This is a genomic window from Streptomyces sp. NBC_00400, assembly GCF_036048035.1.
Classification (GTDB): Bacteria; Actinomycetota; Actinomycetes; order Streptomycetales; family Streptomycetaceae; genus Streptomyces.
Window position 1 is genome coordinate 1,601,399 of the sequence record NZ_CP107940.1, and the last position, 17,109, is coordinate 1,618,507.

The window sequence follows — 17,109 nt, forward strand, 5'->3', positions numbered from 1 at the left end:
CGGTCTGGCGGCGTACGGGCAGGGCGGGCCGGCCGGTACGCAGGAGGAGGTGGTGGGTCCGGCCGCCGGGGCCGGTCAGGGAGGGGCGGGCGCCCGCCGGCGTCAGACGACCGGGGTGGCCTGGGCGGCCCGCTCGTCCAGCAGGGCGGCGAGGTCGGCGAGCACCGGCCGGTTCATCAGCTCCGCGGGGGTCACCGTGCGGTCCAGGGCCACCGCGAGCCGCAGCATGGCCAGCGACGTGCCGCCGGCCTCGAAGAAGTGGGTGTCCCGGCCGATGGTGTCGGCGGGGAGCTTGAGGGCGGCCGCCCACAGTGCGGCGAGCCGGCGTTCGCGGTCCGTGCGGGGTGGCCGGAACTCCCCTTCGGCCGGGCCGAGTTCGTCTGCCGTACGGGTCAGCGCCTTGCGGTCGATCTTGCCGTTGGAGGTGAGCGGCAGGGCGGGCAGGTAGTGGAGACGGCCGGGGACCATGTACGCGGGCAGGGCACAGCCCAGCTCCTTGCCGACGGTCTGCGCCGGCAGCTCCTGGGCGGCGGAGTAGAAGGCCACCAGCTGCTTGTGCTCGCCCTCGCCGGTGATGACGACGGCGCTGTCGCGCACCCCGGACACCCGCAGCAGCTGGTTCTCCACCTCACCGATCTCGATGCGGAAGCCGCTGATCTTCACCTGGGCGTCGCGGCGGCCCAGGAACTCCAGCCGCCCGTCCGGCAGCCAGCGGCCGAAGTCGCCGGAGCGGTACATCCGGGCGCCGGGGTGGTACGGGTCGGGGACGAACGCGGCGCGGGTGCGCTCCTCGTCGTTGACATAGCCGCGGCCCACGCAGACACCGGAGAAGACGATCTCGCCGGACGAGCCGAGCGGCACCGGACGCAGCAGTTCGTCGACGACGTAGATCCGCACGCCGGCGATCGGACGGCCCAGCGGCACCGACGCCTGCTCGGGCACACCGCGCATGACCTCGTGGTTGGTGTCGTCGGAGGTCTCGGTCAGGCCGTAGGCGTTGGCCAGCGCGACGTCGGGGAAGGTGGCGAACCAGCGTGCCACCAGGTCCTTCTTCAGGGCCTCGCCGGTCGCCGAGACGCAGCGCAGGTGGGGCAGTTCGCGGGGGTGGCGCTCCAGTTCGGTCAGCACCACCTCCAGGTAGGAGGGGACGACCTGGACGACCTCGACGCGGGCACGCTCCAGCGTCTCCACGAAGCGCGCCACGTCCAGGACGGCGGCCTGCTCGATGATGCGGGTGCGGCCGCCGACGGCGAGGGCGGCGACCAGCTGCCACAGCGAGATGTCGAAGCACTGCGGAGCGCTCTGCGCCACCACCCCGCCCTCACGGACCCCGAAGTCCTCGATCTTGGCGAGGAGGTGGTTGAGGAATCCGGCGTGCTCGCACAGCGCGCCCTTGGGCTTGCCGGTGGAACCGGAGGTGAAGTAGATGTACGCGCCTTGGGAGGCGGCGACGGGCAGCCCGGGATCGGTGTCGGGGTGGTCGGCGGCGAGCACGTCGTCGAGGTGCAGCGCGACGGCACCGGGGGCGGCGCGCAGCGCCTCGGGCAGTCCGGCGCAGGCGTCGCGTTCGGCGAGTACGTGGCGGCACTCGCTGCGGGTGAGCATGTCGGCGATCCGGCCCGCGGGGAAGTGCGGCTCCACCGGGAGGTAGACACCGCCCGCCTTCAGGACGCCGAGCACGGCCGCGAGCCATTCCAGGTTGCGTTCGCTGACCACCGCGACGGCGTTTTCGTCGCACAGGCCGCGGTCGCGCAGGGCGTGGGCGATGCGGTTGGCGCGGGCGTTGAGCTCGCGGTAGGTCCAGGAGCGTTCGCCCTGTTCGGCGGCGATGTCCTGTGGGCGCAGCCGGACCTGTTCCTCGAAGAGCTGATGGACCCGGCGGTCGGGCAGCTCGCGCCGGGGGCCGGCCAGCCCGTCGAGCTGGTGGGCGGTCTCCGCTGCGGAGACCGGGCTCCACTCGTGGTGGTCCGCCTCGGGCCGGCGGGCGAGCGTGTCCAGGGCGGCCAGCAGATAGCCGGAGATCCGCCCGGCCTGGCCGGCGTCGAGCGCGCGGGGGCGGTGGCCGAGGACGAGTTCCGGCTGCTGACCGGTCGTGTCCAGGCCCACCGCGAGCACGGTCTCGGGGGCCAGGTCGTCCGCGCGCGGGGCCCGGCCCGCGACCACGAGTGTGTCGAAGAGGGCTGGGGCGCCGTCGGCCTCGGCGCGCAGTTCCGCAAGGGCCGCGGCAGGACGGCCGGTCACCGCAGCGGCGGCGCGGGCGGCGGTGTGCAGCAGGGCCCGCCACGGGCCGTCGGCCACCGGCACCGGGCAGGGCAGCGCCTGCGGCGCCGGACCGTCGGCGCCCAGGTAGCCGACCACGACGGCGGAGTCGGAGGTCAGCGCCGCCAGCACCCGTGCACAGGCGGCCAGGAGCACGGTGCCGGGGTCCGTGGCGAGGTCGTCCGCCAGCCGCCGCACCGCCTGTGCGGTCGCGGCCGGCAAGGCCGTCCGGTGTTCGGCCACGGCGCCCGGTGCGCTGTGCTCGCCGGACCACCGGGGTACGGGCGTATAGCTGCCCTCGGCGAGCACGCGCTGCCAGAATTCCCGGTCCGTCACCGGGTCGGCAGTCGTGTGCCACTGTGCGGGCCGGCTGTGCTGCCCGTCCTGCCGAACCTTCACTCGCGTTACCTTCCATCGCGAACGTCCGGTCCGGACGTTCTTCAGCATCTGTGCAATGGCCGGTAACGACGCTAGGACGCCCCATTATTGGCGAGATATCGCTTCGGAACCCCGGGGTTATCGCCCCGCTCGGCGCTGTGCGAACGGGACGGACGACCGGCGCCGGGGACCTTGCGGGGCGCCGGAGACGGCGCACTTCAGCGCCGCGAGGGCGGGGCGGTCACTCCCCGGCGACCACCAGCCCCGCTTCGTACGCGTACACCGCCGCCTGTGTGCGGTCGCGCAGCTGCAGCTTGACCAGGATGCGTCCGACATGGGTCTTCACCGTCTGCTCGGCGATGACCAGCTGCTCGGCGAGCTCGGCGTTGGACAGGCCCTGGGCGATCAGGCACAGCACCTCCGTCTCCCGCTCGGTCAGATCCGCCACCCGGTCCCGGCGGGGCGCGCGGGGTGCGCCCCGCTTGGAGAACTCCTCGATCAGCCGCTTGGTGACGGTCGGGGCGAGCAGGGCGCCGCCGGTGGCGATGGTGCGTACGGCGGCGGCGAGTTCGTGGGCCGAGGAGTCCTTGAGCAGGAACCCGCTGGCCCCGGCGCGCAGTGCCTCGTACACATACTCGTCCAGATCGAAGGTGGTGAGCATGAGGATCTTGGTGAGGCTGCCGCTTCCGGTGATGCGGCGGGTGGCCTCCAGGCCGTCGAGCTCCGGCATCCGGATGTCCATCAGCACGACGTCCGGGGCGTGTTCGGCCACCTGGCGGACGGCCTCCGCGCCGTTGTCCGCCTCCCCCACGACCTCGATGTCCGGCTGCGCGTTGAGCAGGACCGCGAAGCTCCCCCGGATCATCGCCTGGTCGTCGGCGATCAGCACGCGTATCGTCATCAGTCCTCACTCCGGCCGGTGGGCAGCAAGGCCCGTACCTCGAACCATCCGTCCCTCATGCGCCCCACATGCAGGGTGCCGCCGAGCATGGAGGCCCGCTCCCGCATACCGAGGACACCGTGTCCGTTGCCGCTCTGGCGCTGCCCGGTGCCGGTGACCGGGCTGTTGGTCACCTGCACCCCGAGCTCCGCATCCCCGTAGGTCAGCTCCACCCGGACCTGTGCGCCGGGTGCGTGGCGCAGCACATTGCTCAGCGCTTCCTGGGTGATCCGGAACGCCGAGAGTTCGACGTGGTGGGGCAGGGTCCGCGGGGTACCGGCTATGTCCGTCTCGACGGTCAGTCCGGCCGCCCGTACATTGCCGACCAGTTCACCGAGATTGTCCAGGGTCGGCTGCGGCACGTATTTGCCGTCCTCGCCGCGCGCACCGGGGTCGTCGGACCGCATCATGCCCAGGATGTGGCGGAGTTCGGTCAGGGCGGCCAGCGCATTGCGCCGGATGCTGCCGAAGCTCTCGCGCATCACCTCCGGCGGATCGGCGACGAGGTACGGCGCGGCTTCCGCCTGTACCGCGACGACGGACATGTGGTGCGCCACGACATCGTGCAGCTCCCGTGCGATGCGGGCCCGTTCCTCCAGCAGCGTCCGGCGGAACCGTTCGATCTCGGTGAGTTTTTCCTGCCGCCGCAACTGCCGCTGTGCTTCCCTGCGTCCGCGCACGGCGGCCAGCAGCAGCAGTCCGACCCCGGACAGTATCCCGAACGCGTACAGCCCCTGCCCCGCGCCCTCGGGCCGCAGCACCACCGCGAGCACCCCGCCGACGAGCAGGGTCAGCAGCCACTGGGTGACGAACAGCCGGGCGCTGACCCGCCAGGCGACGATCAGCGTCACGACCAGGTGCGCCAGAAACCCCGGCTCCGTCCACGGCCAGGGCGTATCCCTGGCCGGCGGGGCCCCCAGCGCCACCAGCAGCAGCGGGAACGGCACCATGGCCACGAGCGACAGCCACCAGGCTGCCACCGGCCGGGACAGACTCAGCGGTACGGACGCCGCCTGGAGGCACGCGAGCAGCACCGGCACCGGCCACGGCATCTGCAGCCGCTCGGCGACCACGTCCGCTCCCGGCACGACGAGATAGAGCGTGAACAGTCCCGCGAGGACGAGCGGGAGCTGGCGGAGCACCCGGTTGCGCGCCCGGTGGAGAGCCGGCAGCGGCCGTGGGGAGAAATCCAGGAGCTCCCCCCGTAAGGGACGAACGGTGGACACCCACCACTGCTGCACCCCGTGCGCCCGCTCACTCGGTGGTCGCTGCGCACTGTCCGGATCGCTTGTCACGCACGCCATGGTAGAGCCGCGCCGAAGAGGCCCGGAGCCGTGCCGCTGGCCGGGCCACGATGCCCTGGTCGGCCCTCCCGTGTCGCGCGCGCGGTGGTTTCGGCGTGAAGTGGAGAGGGCGCCCGGCCGTGGAGGTGCCGCAGGCCGGCCAACAGAACAGCGACGGCCGCTCCCGCAGGAACACCTCAGGAACCCATGAGGAGCATCGCAAGGCCCCGGCCGCTGACCCGGCCCACCGGGCCTGGCGTCCGCGGCACCATGAGCGAGTGCCCTGACAAAGAGAACGGCCAGGAGAGCGATGCACGACAACAGCGGCGAACCGACGGCCACACCGCATCCGAGGGTGTGCGAACTGTGCGGCACTGCCATCCACCGGACCTCGCAGGTCTCCGGCCGGGTCCGCGACTCCTCCTGGATCCACCCCTACGACTCGGAGCAGGACGGTGAACGGCTCCTGGCAGCCTGCAGCCCCGGCCATCTCGACCAGCTCCGGCAGCGCTACCGCCGGCGGCCGTTCGTCAAGGAAGAACTCTGGGCGGGAAAGATCGACCGTGCCCTGCGCGCACAGCCCGACCTCGACGAGGAAGAACTCGCCGATGTGACGGGGCTGAACTTCATCCAGATCGAACACGCCCTCACCTGGGAGAGCGAACGCTTCCTGGCGGAACGGGCCGCACGAGGCGGTCACGAGGGGCCGGACGGCGGACCCGGCAGACAGAACACCCAGGGGCTGAACTGACACCGGGTCTCCCCCTGACTGACACCGGGCCCCCTACGGCTTGGATCCATCGCGCTGTGCTGCCGGTTGCGGCACGACCAGGGCATCCCCGGGGCGGTGGGAGTCCGGCGCCACCGCCGTCACTGGTCCACGTGGTGCTGGAGCACGTCACAGGTGTACTGGAACTCCTCCATGAGGCGGGTGGCCTCGATGACCAGTACGCCGTAGGGGCGGGCCGGGTCGGCGAGCGGCAGGCCGTCACGCTCGGCCTGTTCGGTCACGCGCCGGCGGCACTGCTGGGCCCGGTCCGCCAGCCGGCACAGCTGCGGAGCCTGGTCGCTCAGCTTGTCCTCGTCGAGACCGGCAAGGACCTCGGTGATCTCCGAGACGGAGGCCAGGAAGTCGGCGTAGTACTCCAGGAAGGACCGGTAGCGGGGGCTGCTGTCGTCCTCGCTCCACCGGTCCAGGCTCCGCGTCAGGGACCCCATTTGGTACAGCACGCGCTCCAACGCCGCCAGAACCGCGTCGTAGCCCGCGAAGCCGGTACGCCCGCGATGGCGGCGGAGCAGCCGGCGCGGGTTGTAGTGCAGGCTCTCCTGCGCGGTGTGCAGGCCCGCCCTCGCCTGGGTGACCAGCCCTTCCGTTCGCTGGGCCCGGCCCCGCCACTGTGCGGTGCGCTCCTTGCCGACCTCGTGTGCGCGCAGCGCCGGGTGCATATCGCCGACCAGGTCGTACAGCGCACGGGCCAGGGTGTGGATACCGTGCTCGGCGCTGCGGTAGCGCAGGGGTGGCACCACGGCGACGTTGACCAGGATGCCGATCCCGCAGCCGATGAGGACCAGCAGGATGATCTGCCCGAGCTGGGTGACCTTCTCCAGGTCCGAGGTGGCGGAGACATAGGTGGAGAAGGCGAAGAACGCCGCGGTGGCCACCTGGGAGCCTTGTGAACCGAGCGCCGGCCACCGGCCGATGGTGAGCGCCACCAACGCCACCAGCGCAAAGGTCAGCAGCTCGGGGCCGCCGAGAGAACCCAGGGCCGCCTGCACCGCGACGCCCACCGCGACGGCAGCCGCATAGCGGGAGGACTGCAGCAGTGACTGGTACACGGTCACCTGCATGATCAGCACCGCCGAGAACGGCGCAAAGGCCGGCGACTGTGCGTGCAGGAGGGAGAAGGAGACGACCCAGGCGAGGGTGGCGGCCACGGTGCTCTTGCCGATGAGCAGCACCGTGTGGCGCTCGTACCCCTCCGAGCCCAGGGCCCGCCGCCACCACTGCCCCATCCTGGAGAGCCGGCCGTGTCCGGCCGGTTCCTTCCGCCGCTCGACGACACCATCGGCCACGCCAGTCCTCCGCTTCCTCAGGGGTCCGCCCATTCGGGCGTCTTCGGTCTGCCCGGTACCCGCCCCTTGCGGCGCTATCCACGGCCGTGCCGCGTGGTGGATGACTCCACGGGCTGCCCCTCAGCGACCCTGCCTCTGCACGGCCTCGGGGGTGACGGGCGTGAAGAGGTTGATCAGATTCCCGTCGGGGTCCCGGAAGAGGAGCGAGCGGTTGCCCCACGGCATCGTCGTCGGCTTCTGGACGAACGCCTCGCAGAGGGACGTCAGACGCTCGTACTCCGCATCGACGTCGGCGACGCGGAATTCGGTGATCACCGTGCGGTTGGCGGCCGGCCGGGCGCTGCCGGCGCCGAACAGCGCCACCGTGCGCTCACCGGCGAGCGCAAGGGTGCCCGACTCCGTCACGAGCTCGGCGAACTCGGGGGTCGACCATGTCGCCGAAACGCCGGTGACCTGCTCGTAGAACGCGACGAGGCGAGCGACGTCATGGGTGATCACACGGAGCGAAACGAGGTTCATCAGGGGACTTCCTGTCAGAAGTGACGCGCCTGTCAGAAGTGACGCGGGGTGAAGGAACGCCTCGAACGCTAGGACCCCTACCGGACAGAACCCGCCCGGTATATGCAGCAGACTTGCCGAAGTGACCACATCGACCACTCGGGTGCTCGCCCTGCTGGAGATCCTGCAGGGGGGCGGCATCCGCACCGTTCCCGACCTGGCCGCCCGCCTCGGCGTCGACGAACGCACCGTCCGTCGCTACGCCGGCCACCTGCTGGACCTCGGCGTGCCCGTCGACTCGGTGCGTGGCCGCTACGGCGGTTACCGGCTCGCCCCGGGCTACCGGATGCCCCCGCTGATGCTCACCGAGGACGAGGCCCTGGCCGTTCTGCTCGGCCTCCTGGCCGCACAGCGGGCCGGGCTGGTCACCACGTCCGCCGCGGCGAGCGAGAGTGCCGCGGCGAAACTGCGGCGCGTCCTGCCCAAGGCCCTGGGGCGACGGCTGGCGGCGCTGCCGGCCACGGCCGATTTCACCGCGCGGCCCCGCCCCGCCGCCGCACCGGATGCGGGTGTGCTGCTGGGACTTGCCGAGGCCGCGCTCCATCAGCGCCCGGTGGCGATCGCCTACACCGACCGGAAGGGCCGCGGCAGCGACCGCACCGTCCTGCCCTACGGTCTGGTGGCGCACTCCGGACGCTGGTACCTGACCGGCGCGGACCCGGCCGCCGGGGAGGGGGAGGTGCGCACCTTCCGGCTGGACCGGATCACCGCCGCCACCGTGCAGCCCGGCTCGTTCGTCGTCCCGCCGGCCTTCGACCCGGTGGCCACGGTCCTGGACAGCCTCGCGCAGACCCCCTGGAGGCACGAGGTGTCGCTGCGCATCCACGACAGCGTCCCGCACCTCCGCCGCCATCTCCCGGCCGGCATCGCCACCCTGTCCACGATCCCGGATACGGCGGCACCCGACGACACCGAGCCGGCGGTCGACGCGCGCGGGACCCGCCCCGAGAGCCCGGCCCGCCCGGCACCGTCCGACGAACCCACCCGGTGGGTCCGCGTCCGGATCCGGGCCGAGCGGCTGGACTGGATTCCCCCCGTACTGGCCGCTCTGGACCGCCCGTTCGTCATCGAACACCCCGCGGAACTGCGCACCCGTGTGCAGGAGCTGGCCCACCGCCTCGGCGCTCATGCCGCTGCCGGCCAGGAGCGTCCGCCCGGTCCTGAGGCCGGCTGACGGGCCGGAGCACCACCACTGCCGGCTTCCCAGGGGCCGCAAGGCGGGCCGCCACGTTCCACTTTCTCCCTGGGACGGCTGGGACACATCATCGGCCGGCTCGTCGGAAACGCTGAGCGATGCAGGGTCACGCTCCGGTGAACCTGCAGATCAATCGAGGAGAATCCGATGAATCGACGTCGACGCATGATGCGCAGCGGTGTGGTCGCCGCGGTTGCCGCCCTCGCCATGGTCCCCGCGGTGGCGTTCGCCGACTCCTGTCCGCACCCCGCATCCGGCCGGCACTCCGCGCAGCAGGACACGGCGACGATGAGGACCACTCATGCGTACGGCCGCGTGGTGACCCCGAACGACGTGCGCCTGAACGTCCGTTCGGGTCCGGGCACCGCCTACCGCGTGGTCGGCACCGTACGCGCCGGCCGGGTGCGGGCCCTCGCGTGCAAGACCGACGGCGGCTCGGTGCAGGGCAACCACCGCTGGTACCGGCTCACGCACCACCGGGGCTTTGTCTCCGCCCACTATGTCCACGCCTTCCGCGCCGTCCCGTGGTGCCGGGTCCTCGGCAGCTGACGCCGCCGTCCGCGGTGACACCGCAATGATCGCCGGCTGCCCGCCCGTTCGAGGGGGCGGGCGGGCAGCCGGTCCGAGTTCTTGGAGCGCGCGATGGTCACAGAGACAGATATGCAGGGGCCTGGGCCGGGACGCAGGGCCGTGTGCCGCCTCGGGCTGAGCGCGGCGGCCGCTGCCGTGATGCCGGCCCGGGGGGCACCGGCGGCGCCGGCTCCGAGCCGGAAGCTGCCCACCCTGTCCGCGGCGGGCCGGCCGTTCCTCGCCGGGCGGCTGCGGCACGCCACGGTGCTGCAGTCCTTCGCCGTCGACGAACGGAAAGGTCATCTCTACGCCCTGCAGGTGGTGGCGGGCGGGGTCCGGCTGGCAGGCGAGGAGACGGCTCCTTCCCACGCGCAACGCGTCAGGAACGGCGATCTGTGCCTGAACCGGCTCACCCTTGACGGCTCCGCCGCCGGTCACATGTACCTGAAGGGCTTCGGTCACGGAGGCTCGATCGGACTGGAGGACTCCGCGGACGGTGTCACGCTGTGGACGGAGTGGGATGCCAACCCGGCGTCCGGCTACGGGCGGGGGGTGTGCCGCTTCCGTTTCACGGACGGGCGGGTGCTGGAGCGTGGCACCGGCGGACTCGGCACGTGCCACCCCGTCATCGGCTCCACCAGCAACGCCCCCGCCCTCGATGTGACGCACCGGCAACTCCTGCTGCGGTACAAGAGGGACGGCATACCGAGGTTCGCCCTGTACGACCTGGACCGGTTCCGGGCCGGCTGGTTCCTCCCGCTGACCGACTTCGCCCAGCCGGGCGCCGGCCTCGCCCTGCCCTTCCAGGGCATGGCCGTCCACGGCGCCTACGCCTACCAGCTCCTGGGCAGTGCGTACGGCACGGGGAATCCGGCGTCCTCCGGCGGCAACACCCGGTTGTACCGCATCGACCTGCGGTCCGGACGTGTGGTGTGGCAGCAGCTGGAACGGACGGCTCCGGGTCTGTCGCCCCGCGAGCCGGAGGGCCTGGCCGTGCTGCGGGACGGGGGCACACCGCGGCTGTGCCTGGGGTTCGTCGAAGGCCCGGCGGGCGGCCGCGGCTTCCGCCTGTATGACAAAGCGCTCAGCTGACATATCCCGTTCGGTGTGTGCGGGGTGCATCGGCCGCCACGGGTGGGTACACATTCCGCCATCCGGGAGGAAACAGACCCCCCGGATCCCCGGCCGGGACCGCTGAGGCGAACCTCCCGGCCCGGAGGCAGGTGGTGAGGGGAGGCGCACAAGGTGTCCCGCTGGCGGCCGCTGCCCGACACGCTCGATACTGACGCGCAACGCTTGGCGAAAGAGTTGCGCGTCCTCAAGGAACGGACCGGGCTGAGTCTGGACGGGCTGGCCAGGAAGACCCCGTACAGCAAGTCCGCCTGGCACCGCTATCTCAACGGCGAGAAGCTGCCGCCGCGCAGCGCGGTCGAAGCACTCGCCCAGGTGGCAGGCGCGGATCGGGAACAGTTGCTCGCCGTGTACGACGCCGCGTACCGCGCCCGGACGGCACCCGTGGCCCCGCCGCCCGTGGCGCCCACGGCTCCCCTCCCGGCGGAAGGCACCGGCCTCACGGCGGAACGCACCGGGTGGGCCCGGCAGTTCCTGCGCAGCGCCGGGGTGCTGCGGACCGTCGGGGCGCTGGTGGCGCTGACGGCGCTGGTGGCGACCATGGGTGCGGCGGCCGCGATCGTGGAGATTCCCGCACGGGCCGCACGCACGGACGGCGATGCCTCCCCCGCGTGCCACGGCCACCGATGCCAGGGGCGCTATCCGTGGCGGCCCGGCTGCCATCGCGATGCGCGCGCGGAGAGCACCATCGTGGACACCACCTACACCGTGCGCCTCCGGTTCAGCCCCTCGTGCGGAACCGTCTGGTCGGAGGTACAGCCGCGCTCCGGCGGCGCACAGAAGGTGTCGATCTGGGTCGGCCGTGACGCCCGCCTCACCTCCCACACCCACGGCCGTGAAGGACTTGCCGTCAGCCCCATGCTGGCCACCTCGGACCTGCGGCAGGCGGTGGCCTGCGCAAAGGTGGCGGACCGCGTGGCCTGCACCGGCGCCATCGAGCTGACGAGCCCGGCCCGTTCCCCTGAGGGTGATGACTTTCCCGGACCCGAGTTCCTTGACCGGGTGATGCGTTGAGGTGAGCGGTGCCGGGTGAAGGGGCGATGCACCGCTGGGGCCGTCCGCCGCGACGAGTCGCTTTCGGCCTGTTCAGCGCCTGTGCCGGGAGGCTTTCCCGACGGCGGAATTCCATGGCCGACTGCTGCGGCGGCGTAAGTGGTACCCGAAGGGGCGGCTGTTCGGACGTTCGGTATTCAATGACCAAGGGAAATGTGTCATCCGCCAGAGCTGGGACGAGGAAGGCAATTTCACGGAGGAGACCTACACACGCCAGGCCTCCCCGTCCTCCACCTGTTCGAGGAGGGAGGGGTCAGGCAGGGAAGCGGCCTCGCAGCCCTCAGCCGTCCGCGCGGCCGGCCTGGCATCGCCACCGCCCACCCTCTGGGGGGCTCACCAGTTCGTCGGCACGCCACCCGCCAGGGTGATCTCACTCGAACTCAATTACCCCTCGGGGAAAGGAAGTTCGACACCCAGGCGCCTTCCTCGCCCCCTAGGCGTCCTCTTGTTCCGAATGCCTCGGTTACGGCAGCGCTTTCCGCCAGGATGTCGCGGAAATCGCGTCTTCGAGCCAAAGGGATCCCAGAATGAGAATGACCGACATACCGCTGGACTGGCTGGTTCCCGGGGTCTTGCTGCTCGTCGGGGTGCCGGTGGTCGCGGCGCTGGTGGTGCGGGGCAGGCGAGCGGCCGCCCGGTCCGCCGGAGAGGACTCCTGGGAACGCAGCGAGGAGCGCCGGCGCCGCAAGGAGACGGTCTTCGCCTCGGCCTCGTATCTGCTGCTGTTCTGCTGTGCGGCGGTCGCCGCAGCACTGTCCTTCCACGGTTTGGTCGGCTTCGGCGTACAGAACCTCAACCTCTCCGGGGGCTGGGAGTACCTGGTGCCGTTCGGGCTCGACGGCGCGGCGATGTTCTGCTCCGTGCTCGCCGTGCGGGAGGCCAGCCACGGTGACGCGGCGCTCGGTTCGCGGATGCTGGTGTGGACGTTCGCGGGCGCGGCGGCGTGGTTCAACTGGGTGCATGCGCCGCGCGGCCTGGACCACGCGGGCGCTCCGCAGTTCTTCGCCGGGATGTCGCTGTCGGCGGCGGTCCTCTTCGACCGGGCGCTCAAGCAGACCCGCCGGGCGGCGCTGCGCGAGCAGGGCCTGGTGCCCCGTCCGCTGCCGCAGATCCGGATCGTCCGCTGGCTGCGCGCTCCCCGTGAGACCTTCGGGGCCTGGTCGCTGATGCTGCTGGAGGGCGTACGGACGCTGGACGAGGCGGTCGAGGAGGTCCGCGAGGACCGGCGCGAGAAGGAGCAGCAGCGTCTCCGCAGGCGCGAGCAGGGCAAACTCGACCGGGCGCGACTCAAGGCCATCAACCGGCAGCACCGCAGCTGGGGCCGTGGCGGCGGTCGGCAGCTGGCGGTGACGCAGGCGGCGACGGCCACCGCGGAGGTGGCCGGTCCCGACCCCGCCATAGCCGGCGACGCCGCGCCGCCGCTCACCGGAGAGCTGCCGGTGCCCGCCCGTCCGGCCCTCAAGGCCGTGTCCGGGGCTGAGGCCGAGGGCGCCGCGATCGCGGACGGGCCCCGGCGGACCGTGGATCTCACCGCCGAGGACGACACCCAGACCATTCCCCGTCTGGACTCCCTGGAGGAAAAGCTGGCCGAGATCGAGCGGCAATTCGGCTGACCGGCGGCGGGCCGTGCGGGCCGGCACCCGCGCCCATGGGTCAGGCCGGTCCGCCGCCCAGCTCGAACCACACGCTCTTGCCGAGGCTTTCGACACGTATTCCCCAGGCGTCGGCTAAGGAGCGCACCAGCATCAGGCCCCTGCCGGAGGTGCCGTCGGTGGTCGGGGTGCGCGGCTCGGGACGGCCGGGAACAAAGTCCCGCACCTCCACCCGCAGCCGGTCGCTGACCCTGGCCGTGACGACGGCGCCGCCCTCCGCATGGACCAGGGCGTTGGTGACCAGCTCGCTGGTGAGCAGTGTCGCGACCTCCGTGAGCTCGCCGCCCCCCGGCGCCGACCAGCGGCTGAGCAGTTGGCGCAGCTCCCGGCGCACCTCGCCGACCGCTTTCAGATCCGCATGCCGCACCTTCCGCTCCAGTACTCCCGGCGCTCGTGCGGCGATTCCCCCGTTCCGGCTCCCCTCAGCCGTTTTCTGCTGTCTGTCCCGCTCTTCGCGTCGCACAGGCTGACGCATTTTCTCCCCCGCCCCCAACGAACATCGGCGCTCTGCCTCGAACAGCCTCACGGTCAGCATGCCCATCGGATCTGCCGCCATGCTTCGGCCCGCCGGGTCGCCGGGGCACGCCCCGCGCGCCGGATGGGCCGGGCGCCGCCCAGTGGGTATGCCTGACCCGAGCCTGCCGTGGACCCCCGGCCGGGACCCGGACGACCGGAGCACTCCCCCGGCTACGGCAACCGCCGAGGTCCCCGCCGGGGGCCCCGCCCGCGCCCCGGCGGCGTCGGGGAGTACGACCGTGAGGAGCCGCTGTGCACGACGACCGACTGCTGGTGGAGGGGCGTCTGGAGAGGGCGCTGGGGCAGTTCATCCGGCCCGCGCAGTACGCGGCGCGGGTACCGCTGCGGCTCGAGGTCTGGCATGTGCCGCGCAGCGTCGTCGACGGCCCGGGGGAGGATGCGAGCGCTCGGGGAACGGTGCCGGTGCGCGACGCGCTGCAAGCCCCGTACGAGCCCTTCGCGGTCGGCGAACCCTGGGGGCCGCCGTGGTCCACGAGCTGGTTCCGGCTGACGGGTGAGGTGCCCGAGGAGTGGGCGGGGCGACGGGTGGAGGCCGTTATCGACCCCGGCTTCAGCGGCGACGGGCCCGGCTTCCAGGCGGAGGGGCTTGTCTACGACGCCGAGGGCGTACCGGTCAAGGGCATCCATCCGCGCAGCCGGCATGTCCCCGTCGGCGCGCCGGCCGGCGGCGGTGAGCAGGTGCGGCTGCTGCTGGAGGCCGCCGCGAATCCGGCCGTGCTGCGGGATTTCCGCCCCACCGACCTCGGCGATGTACGCACCGCGCCCAGCCGTCCGCTGTACCGCTTCGCCTCGGCGGATCTCGCGGTGCTCGACGAGAGCGTCTGGCAGTTGATCCTGGACATCGAGGTGCTGTCGGAGCTGATGCACGAGCTGCCCGCCGAGGGGTCGCGCCGGCACGAGATCCTGCGGGCGCTGGAGGACATGCTGGACGCGCTCGATCTGCACGATGTCGGCGGCACCGCGAGGGCGGGACGGGACGCACTGGCGGACGTCCTCGGCCGCCCGGCCGCCGCGAGCGCCCATCGCGTCTCGGCCGCCGGGCATGCGCATATCGACTCCGCCTGGCTGTGGCCGCTGCGTGAGACGGTCCGCAAGGCGTCCCGTACCTTCGCCAATGTCACCCATCTGGCCGAGGACTACCCGGAGTTGGTGTTCGCCTGCTCCCAGGCGCAGCAGTACGCCTGGGTCAAGGAGCACCAGCCGCACATCTGGGCGCGCATCAAGAAGGCAGTGCGGAAGGGCAATTGGGCTCCGGTCGGCTCGATGTGGGTGGAGTCCGACGCCAATATGCCCGGCGGTGAGGCGCTGGCCCGGCAGCTGGCGTGCGGCAAGCGCTTCTTCCTGGAGGAGCTGGGGGTGGAGACCGAGGAGGTCTGGCTGCCCGATTCGTTCGGCTACAGCGCCGCATTCCCGCAGCTGGCGCGGCTGGCGGGGGCGAAGTGGTTCCTGACCCAGAAGCTGTCGTGGAACCAGAGCGACAAAATGCCGCACCACACCTTCTGGTGGGAGGGCATCGACGGTACCCGGGTCTTCACCCACTTCCCGCCGGTGGACACCTACAACTCCCGGCTGGCGGCAGATGAACTCGCCCACGCCGAGCGCAACTTCGCGGACAAGGGCCGCGCCACCCGCTCGCTGGTGCCCTTCGGCTGGGGTGACGGCGGGGGCGGCCCGACCCGCGAGATGCTGGAGCGGGCCCGCCGGCTGCGCTCCCTGGAGGGCTCCCCCCGCGTCGGGATCGAGGCGCCGGCCCGGTTCTTCGAGTCCGCCCACGCGGAGTACGGGGCGGCGGCACCGGTCTGGTCGGGCGAGCTGTACCTCCAGTTCCACCGCGGCACGTACACCTCGCAGGCGAAGACCAAACAGGGCAACCGCCGCAGCGAACACCTGCTGCGCGAGGCGGAGTTGTGGGCGGCGACGGCGGCGGTGCGGGCGGGTGGCGGTGGCTACGCCTATCCGTACGACGCCCTCGACCGCCTCTGGAAGACGGTGCTGCTGCACCAGTTCCACGACATCCTCCCGGGGTCGTCCATCGCCTGGGTGCATCGCGAGGCCCGTGACACCTATGCGGCGGTCGCGGCCGAACTGACCGGGATCACCGGGACGGCGCTGGGGGCGCTCGGGGCAGCCGGGGCGCCCGGAGCGCTGGAGGCAGCGGAGACGGCGGCGGCCGGGGTGCCGGTGGTGTTCAATGCCTCGCCCTACGACCGGGACGAGATCGTCACCCTGCCGGCGGCGGGGCCGGGGAGCGGTCCGGGGACGGGCGGGCCCACCGAGGTTGCGGTGCATGTCCCCGCGCTCGGCTCGGCGGCCGTCCGCCCGGGCGGCGAGGACTCCGCCACCCCGCCGCCCGCGCCGGTACAGGCGGACAGCGACGCCGGCGGCACCGTCACGCTCGACAACGGGCTGCTGCGGGTGGCCGTCGACGCCGACGGCCTGCTGGCGTCCGTACGCGATCTGCACGCCGGGCGGGAAGTGCTGGCGCCGGGCGCCCGCGGCAATCTGCTGCAACTGCACCCCGACCACCCCAACAAGTACGACGCCTGGGACCTCGACCGGCACTACCGCCACCGGCACACCGATCTGGCCGACGCCGAGTCGGTCGAGCTGACCGCGGCCGGGCCACTGTCCGCGACGGTACGGGTGACCAGGGCGTTCGGCGCGTCCCTGATCGTCCAGGAGCTGATCCTGCGGGCGGGCTCACGCCGCCTCGACATCCGCACCGACATCGACTGGCACGAGTCGGAGAAGGTCCTCAAGGCCGCCTTCCCCCTGGATGTGCACGCCGAACGGTCCACCTCCGAGGTGCAGTTCGGGCACGTACACCGCCCCACACACGCCAACACCAGCTGGGACGCGGCCCGTTTCGAGATCTGCGCGCACCGCTGGCTGCGGGTCGCCGAGCCGGGCTACGGCATCGCGCTGCTCAACGACTCGACGTACGGCCACGACGTCACCCGCACCCCGCACCAGGAGGGCCTGGGCACGACCGTCCGGCTCACCCTGCTGCGCGCACCGCACAGCCCCGACCCCGAGACCGACCAGGGCACCCACCGTTTCACCTATGCGCTGCTGCCGGGCGCCGGGACCGGCGAGGCGGTCGCCGAGGGGCTGGCGCTCAACCTGCCGCTGCGGACCGCCGTCACGCCGCCCGTCGCGCCGCCCGTCCCCCCGCTGGTCCGCATCGACCACCCGGCCCTCACCATCGAGTCGGTCAAGCTCGCCGAGGACCGCAGCGGCGATGTGGTGGTGCGGCTGTACGAGTCGCGCGGCGGACGCGCCTGCGGCACGCTCTCCCCCGGCTTCCCGGTCGAACGGGTCACCGTCACGGACCTGCTGGAGCGGCCGCTGCACGAGGAGGAGGAAGGGCCGACCTCGGAGGTGACGGTGGAGCTGCGTCCGTTCCAGATCCTGACGCTCCGGCTCCGGCCACAGCACCCGCCAGGGGCCTGAACCGCCGCGGCACCCGCCAGAGGCCTG

13 protein-coding genes are annotated in these 17,109 nt (G+C 72.2%); 7 read left to right on the plus strand and 6 right to left on the minus strand.

Translation table 11 applies throughout. The features are described from left to right. Positions 1-102: 102 nt before the first annotated feature. The 3 genes from OHS81_RS07085 to OHS81_RS07095 all read right to left on the minus strand — a co-directional run bounded on the left by OHS81_RS07085 (position 103) and on the right by OHS81_RS07095 (position 4,872). Positions 103-2,658 (minus strand): amino acid adenylation domain-containing protein, encoded by a 2,556-nt coding sequence (locus OHS81_RS07085; RefSeq protein ID WP_328383479.1) that lies wholly within the window; start codon positions 2,656-2,658, stop codon positions 103-105. 220 nt (positions 2,659-2,878) lie between these two features. Next, positions 2,879-3,538, minus strand: coding sequence for a response regulator transcription factor (locus OHS81_RS07090; protein WP_328383481.1), 660 nt, complete (start codon positions 3,536-3,538; stop codon positions 2,879-2,881). Further along, complete coding sequence (locus tag OHS81_RS07095) at positions 3,538-4,872, minus strand: sensor histidine kinase (protein ID WP_328383483.1); 1,335 nt, start codon at positions 4,870-4,872, stop codon at positions 3,538-3,540. Before OHS81_RS07095 ends, OHS81_RS07090 begins: the two co-directional genes overlap by 1 nt. 298 nt (positions 4,873-5,170) lie before the next feature. On the opposite strand from OHS81_RS07095, the gene OHS81_RS07100 reads away from it, so the two are divergent. Further along, positions 5,171-5,611, plus strand: a complete 441-nt coding sequence (locus OHS81_RS07100) for a hypothetical protein (protein ID WP_328383485.1) — start codon at positions 5,171-5,173, stop codon at positions 5,609-5,611. 119 nt (positions 5,612-5,730) lie between these two features. On the opposite strand, the gene OHS81_RS07105 is transcribed toward OHS81_RS07100, so the two are convergent. Continuing rightward, the gene (locus OHS81_RS07105) at positions 5,731-6,873 is read right to left on the minus strand and encodes an FUSC family protein (RefSeq protein WP_328390955.1); all 1,143 of its coding nucleotides are present in this window, start codon (positions 6,871-6,873) and stop codon (positions 5,731-5,733) included. A 180-nt stretch (positions 6,874-7,053) separates the two neighbouring features. Further along, entirely contained in the window at positions 7,054-7,452 is a 399-nt protein-coding gene (locus OHS81_RS07110) for a VOC family protein (protein ID WP_328383487.1), read from the minus strand. A gap of 121 nt (positions 7,453-7,573) precedes the next feature. Between OHS81_RS07110 and OHS81_RS07115 the strand changes: the two genes are divergently transcribed. The 5 genes from OHS81_RS07115 (at position 7,574) to OHS81_RS07135 (ending at position 13,053) form a co-directional block, all read left to right on the plus strand. Beyond that, on the plus strand, positions 7,574-8,665 hold the full coding sequence (locus OHS81_RS07115; RefSeq protein WP_328383489.1) for a helix-turn-helix transcriptional regulator: 1,092 nt from the start codon (positions 7,574-7,576) through the stop codon (positions 8,663-8,665). Positions 8,666-8,833: 168 nt separating this feature from the next. Continuing rightward, positions 8,834-9,235, plus strand: a complete 402-nt coding sequence (locus tag OHS81_RS07120) for an SH3 domain-containing protein (protein WP_328383490.1) — start codon at positions 8,834-8,836, stop codon at positions 9,233-9,235. Positions 9,236-9,328: 93 nt separating this feature from the next. Further along, positions 9,329-10,348, plus strand: coding sequence for a phage baseplate protein (locus OHS81_RS07125; protein WP_328383492.1), 1,020 nt, complete (start codon positions 9,329-9,331; stop codon positions 10,346-10,348). A gap of 204 nt (positions 10,349-10,552) precedes the next feature. After that, complete coding sequence (locus OHS81_RS07130) at positions 10,553-11,401, plus strand: helix-turn-helix domain-containing protein (protein ID WP_328383494.1); 849 nt, start codon at positions 10,553-10,555, stop codon at positions 11,399-11,401. A gap of 566 nt (positions 11,402-11,967) precedes the next feature. Further along, positions 11,968-13,053, plus strand: coding sequence for a DUF2637 domain-containing protein (locus tag OHS81_RS07135; protein WP_328383495.1), 1,086 nt, complete (start codon positions 11,968-11,970; stop codon positions 13,051-13,053). 40 nt (positions 13,054-13,093) lie between these two features. On the opposite strand, the gene OHS81_RS07140 is transcribed toward OHS81_RS07135, so the two are convergent. Beyond that, positions 13,094-13,471, minus strand: coding sequence for an ATP-binding protein (locus OHS81_RS07140; RefSeq protein WP_328390957.1), 378 nt, complete (start codon positions 13,469-13,471; stop codon positions 13,094-13,096). Between the two features lie 389 nt (positions 13,472-13,860). Here OHS81_RS07140 and OHS81_RS07145 point away from each other — a divergent pair, with 389 nt between their 5' ends. Next, on the plus strand, positions 13,861-17,082 hold the full coding sequence (locus OHS81_RS07145; RefSeq protein WP_328383497.1) for an alpha-mannosidase: 3,222 nt from the start codon (positions 13,861-13,863) through the stop codon (positions 17,080-17,082). Positions 17,083-17,109: the final 27 nt, after the last annotated feature.

Bases quoted from the DNA above. Each gene is read 5' to 3' on its own strand.
- OHS81_RS07090 (WP_328383481.1), bottom strand. From the start codon at position 3,538: ATGACGATACGCGTGCTGATCGCCGACGACCAGGCGATGATCCGGGGG.
- OHS81_RS07100 (WP_328383485.1), top strand. From the start codon at position 5,171: ATGCACGACAACAGCGGCGAACCGACGGCCACACCGCATCCGAGGGTG.
- OHS81_RS07110 (WP_328383487.1), bottom strand. From the start codon at position 7,452: ATGAACCTCGTTTCGCTCCGTGTGATCACCCATGACGTCGCTCGCCTC.
- OHS81_RS07135 (WP_328383495.1), top strand. From the start codon at position 11,968: ATGAGAATGACCGACATACCGCTGGACTGGCTGGTTCCCGGGGTCTTG.
- OHS81_RS07105 (WP_328390955.1), bottom strand. From the start codon at position 6,873: ATGGGGCAGTGGTGGCGGCGGGCCCTGGGCTCGGAGGGGTACGAGCGC.
- OHS81_RS07125 (WP_328383492.1), top strand. From the start codon at position 9,329: ATGGTCACAGAGACAGATATGCAGGGGCCTGGGCCGGGACGCAGGGCC.
- OHS81_RS07120 (WP_328383490.1), top strand. From the start codon at position 8,834: ATGAATCGACGTCGACGCATGATGCGCAGCGGTGTGGTCGCCGCGGTT.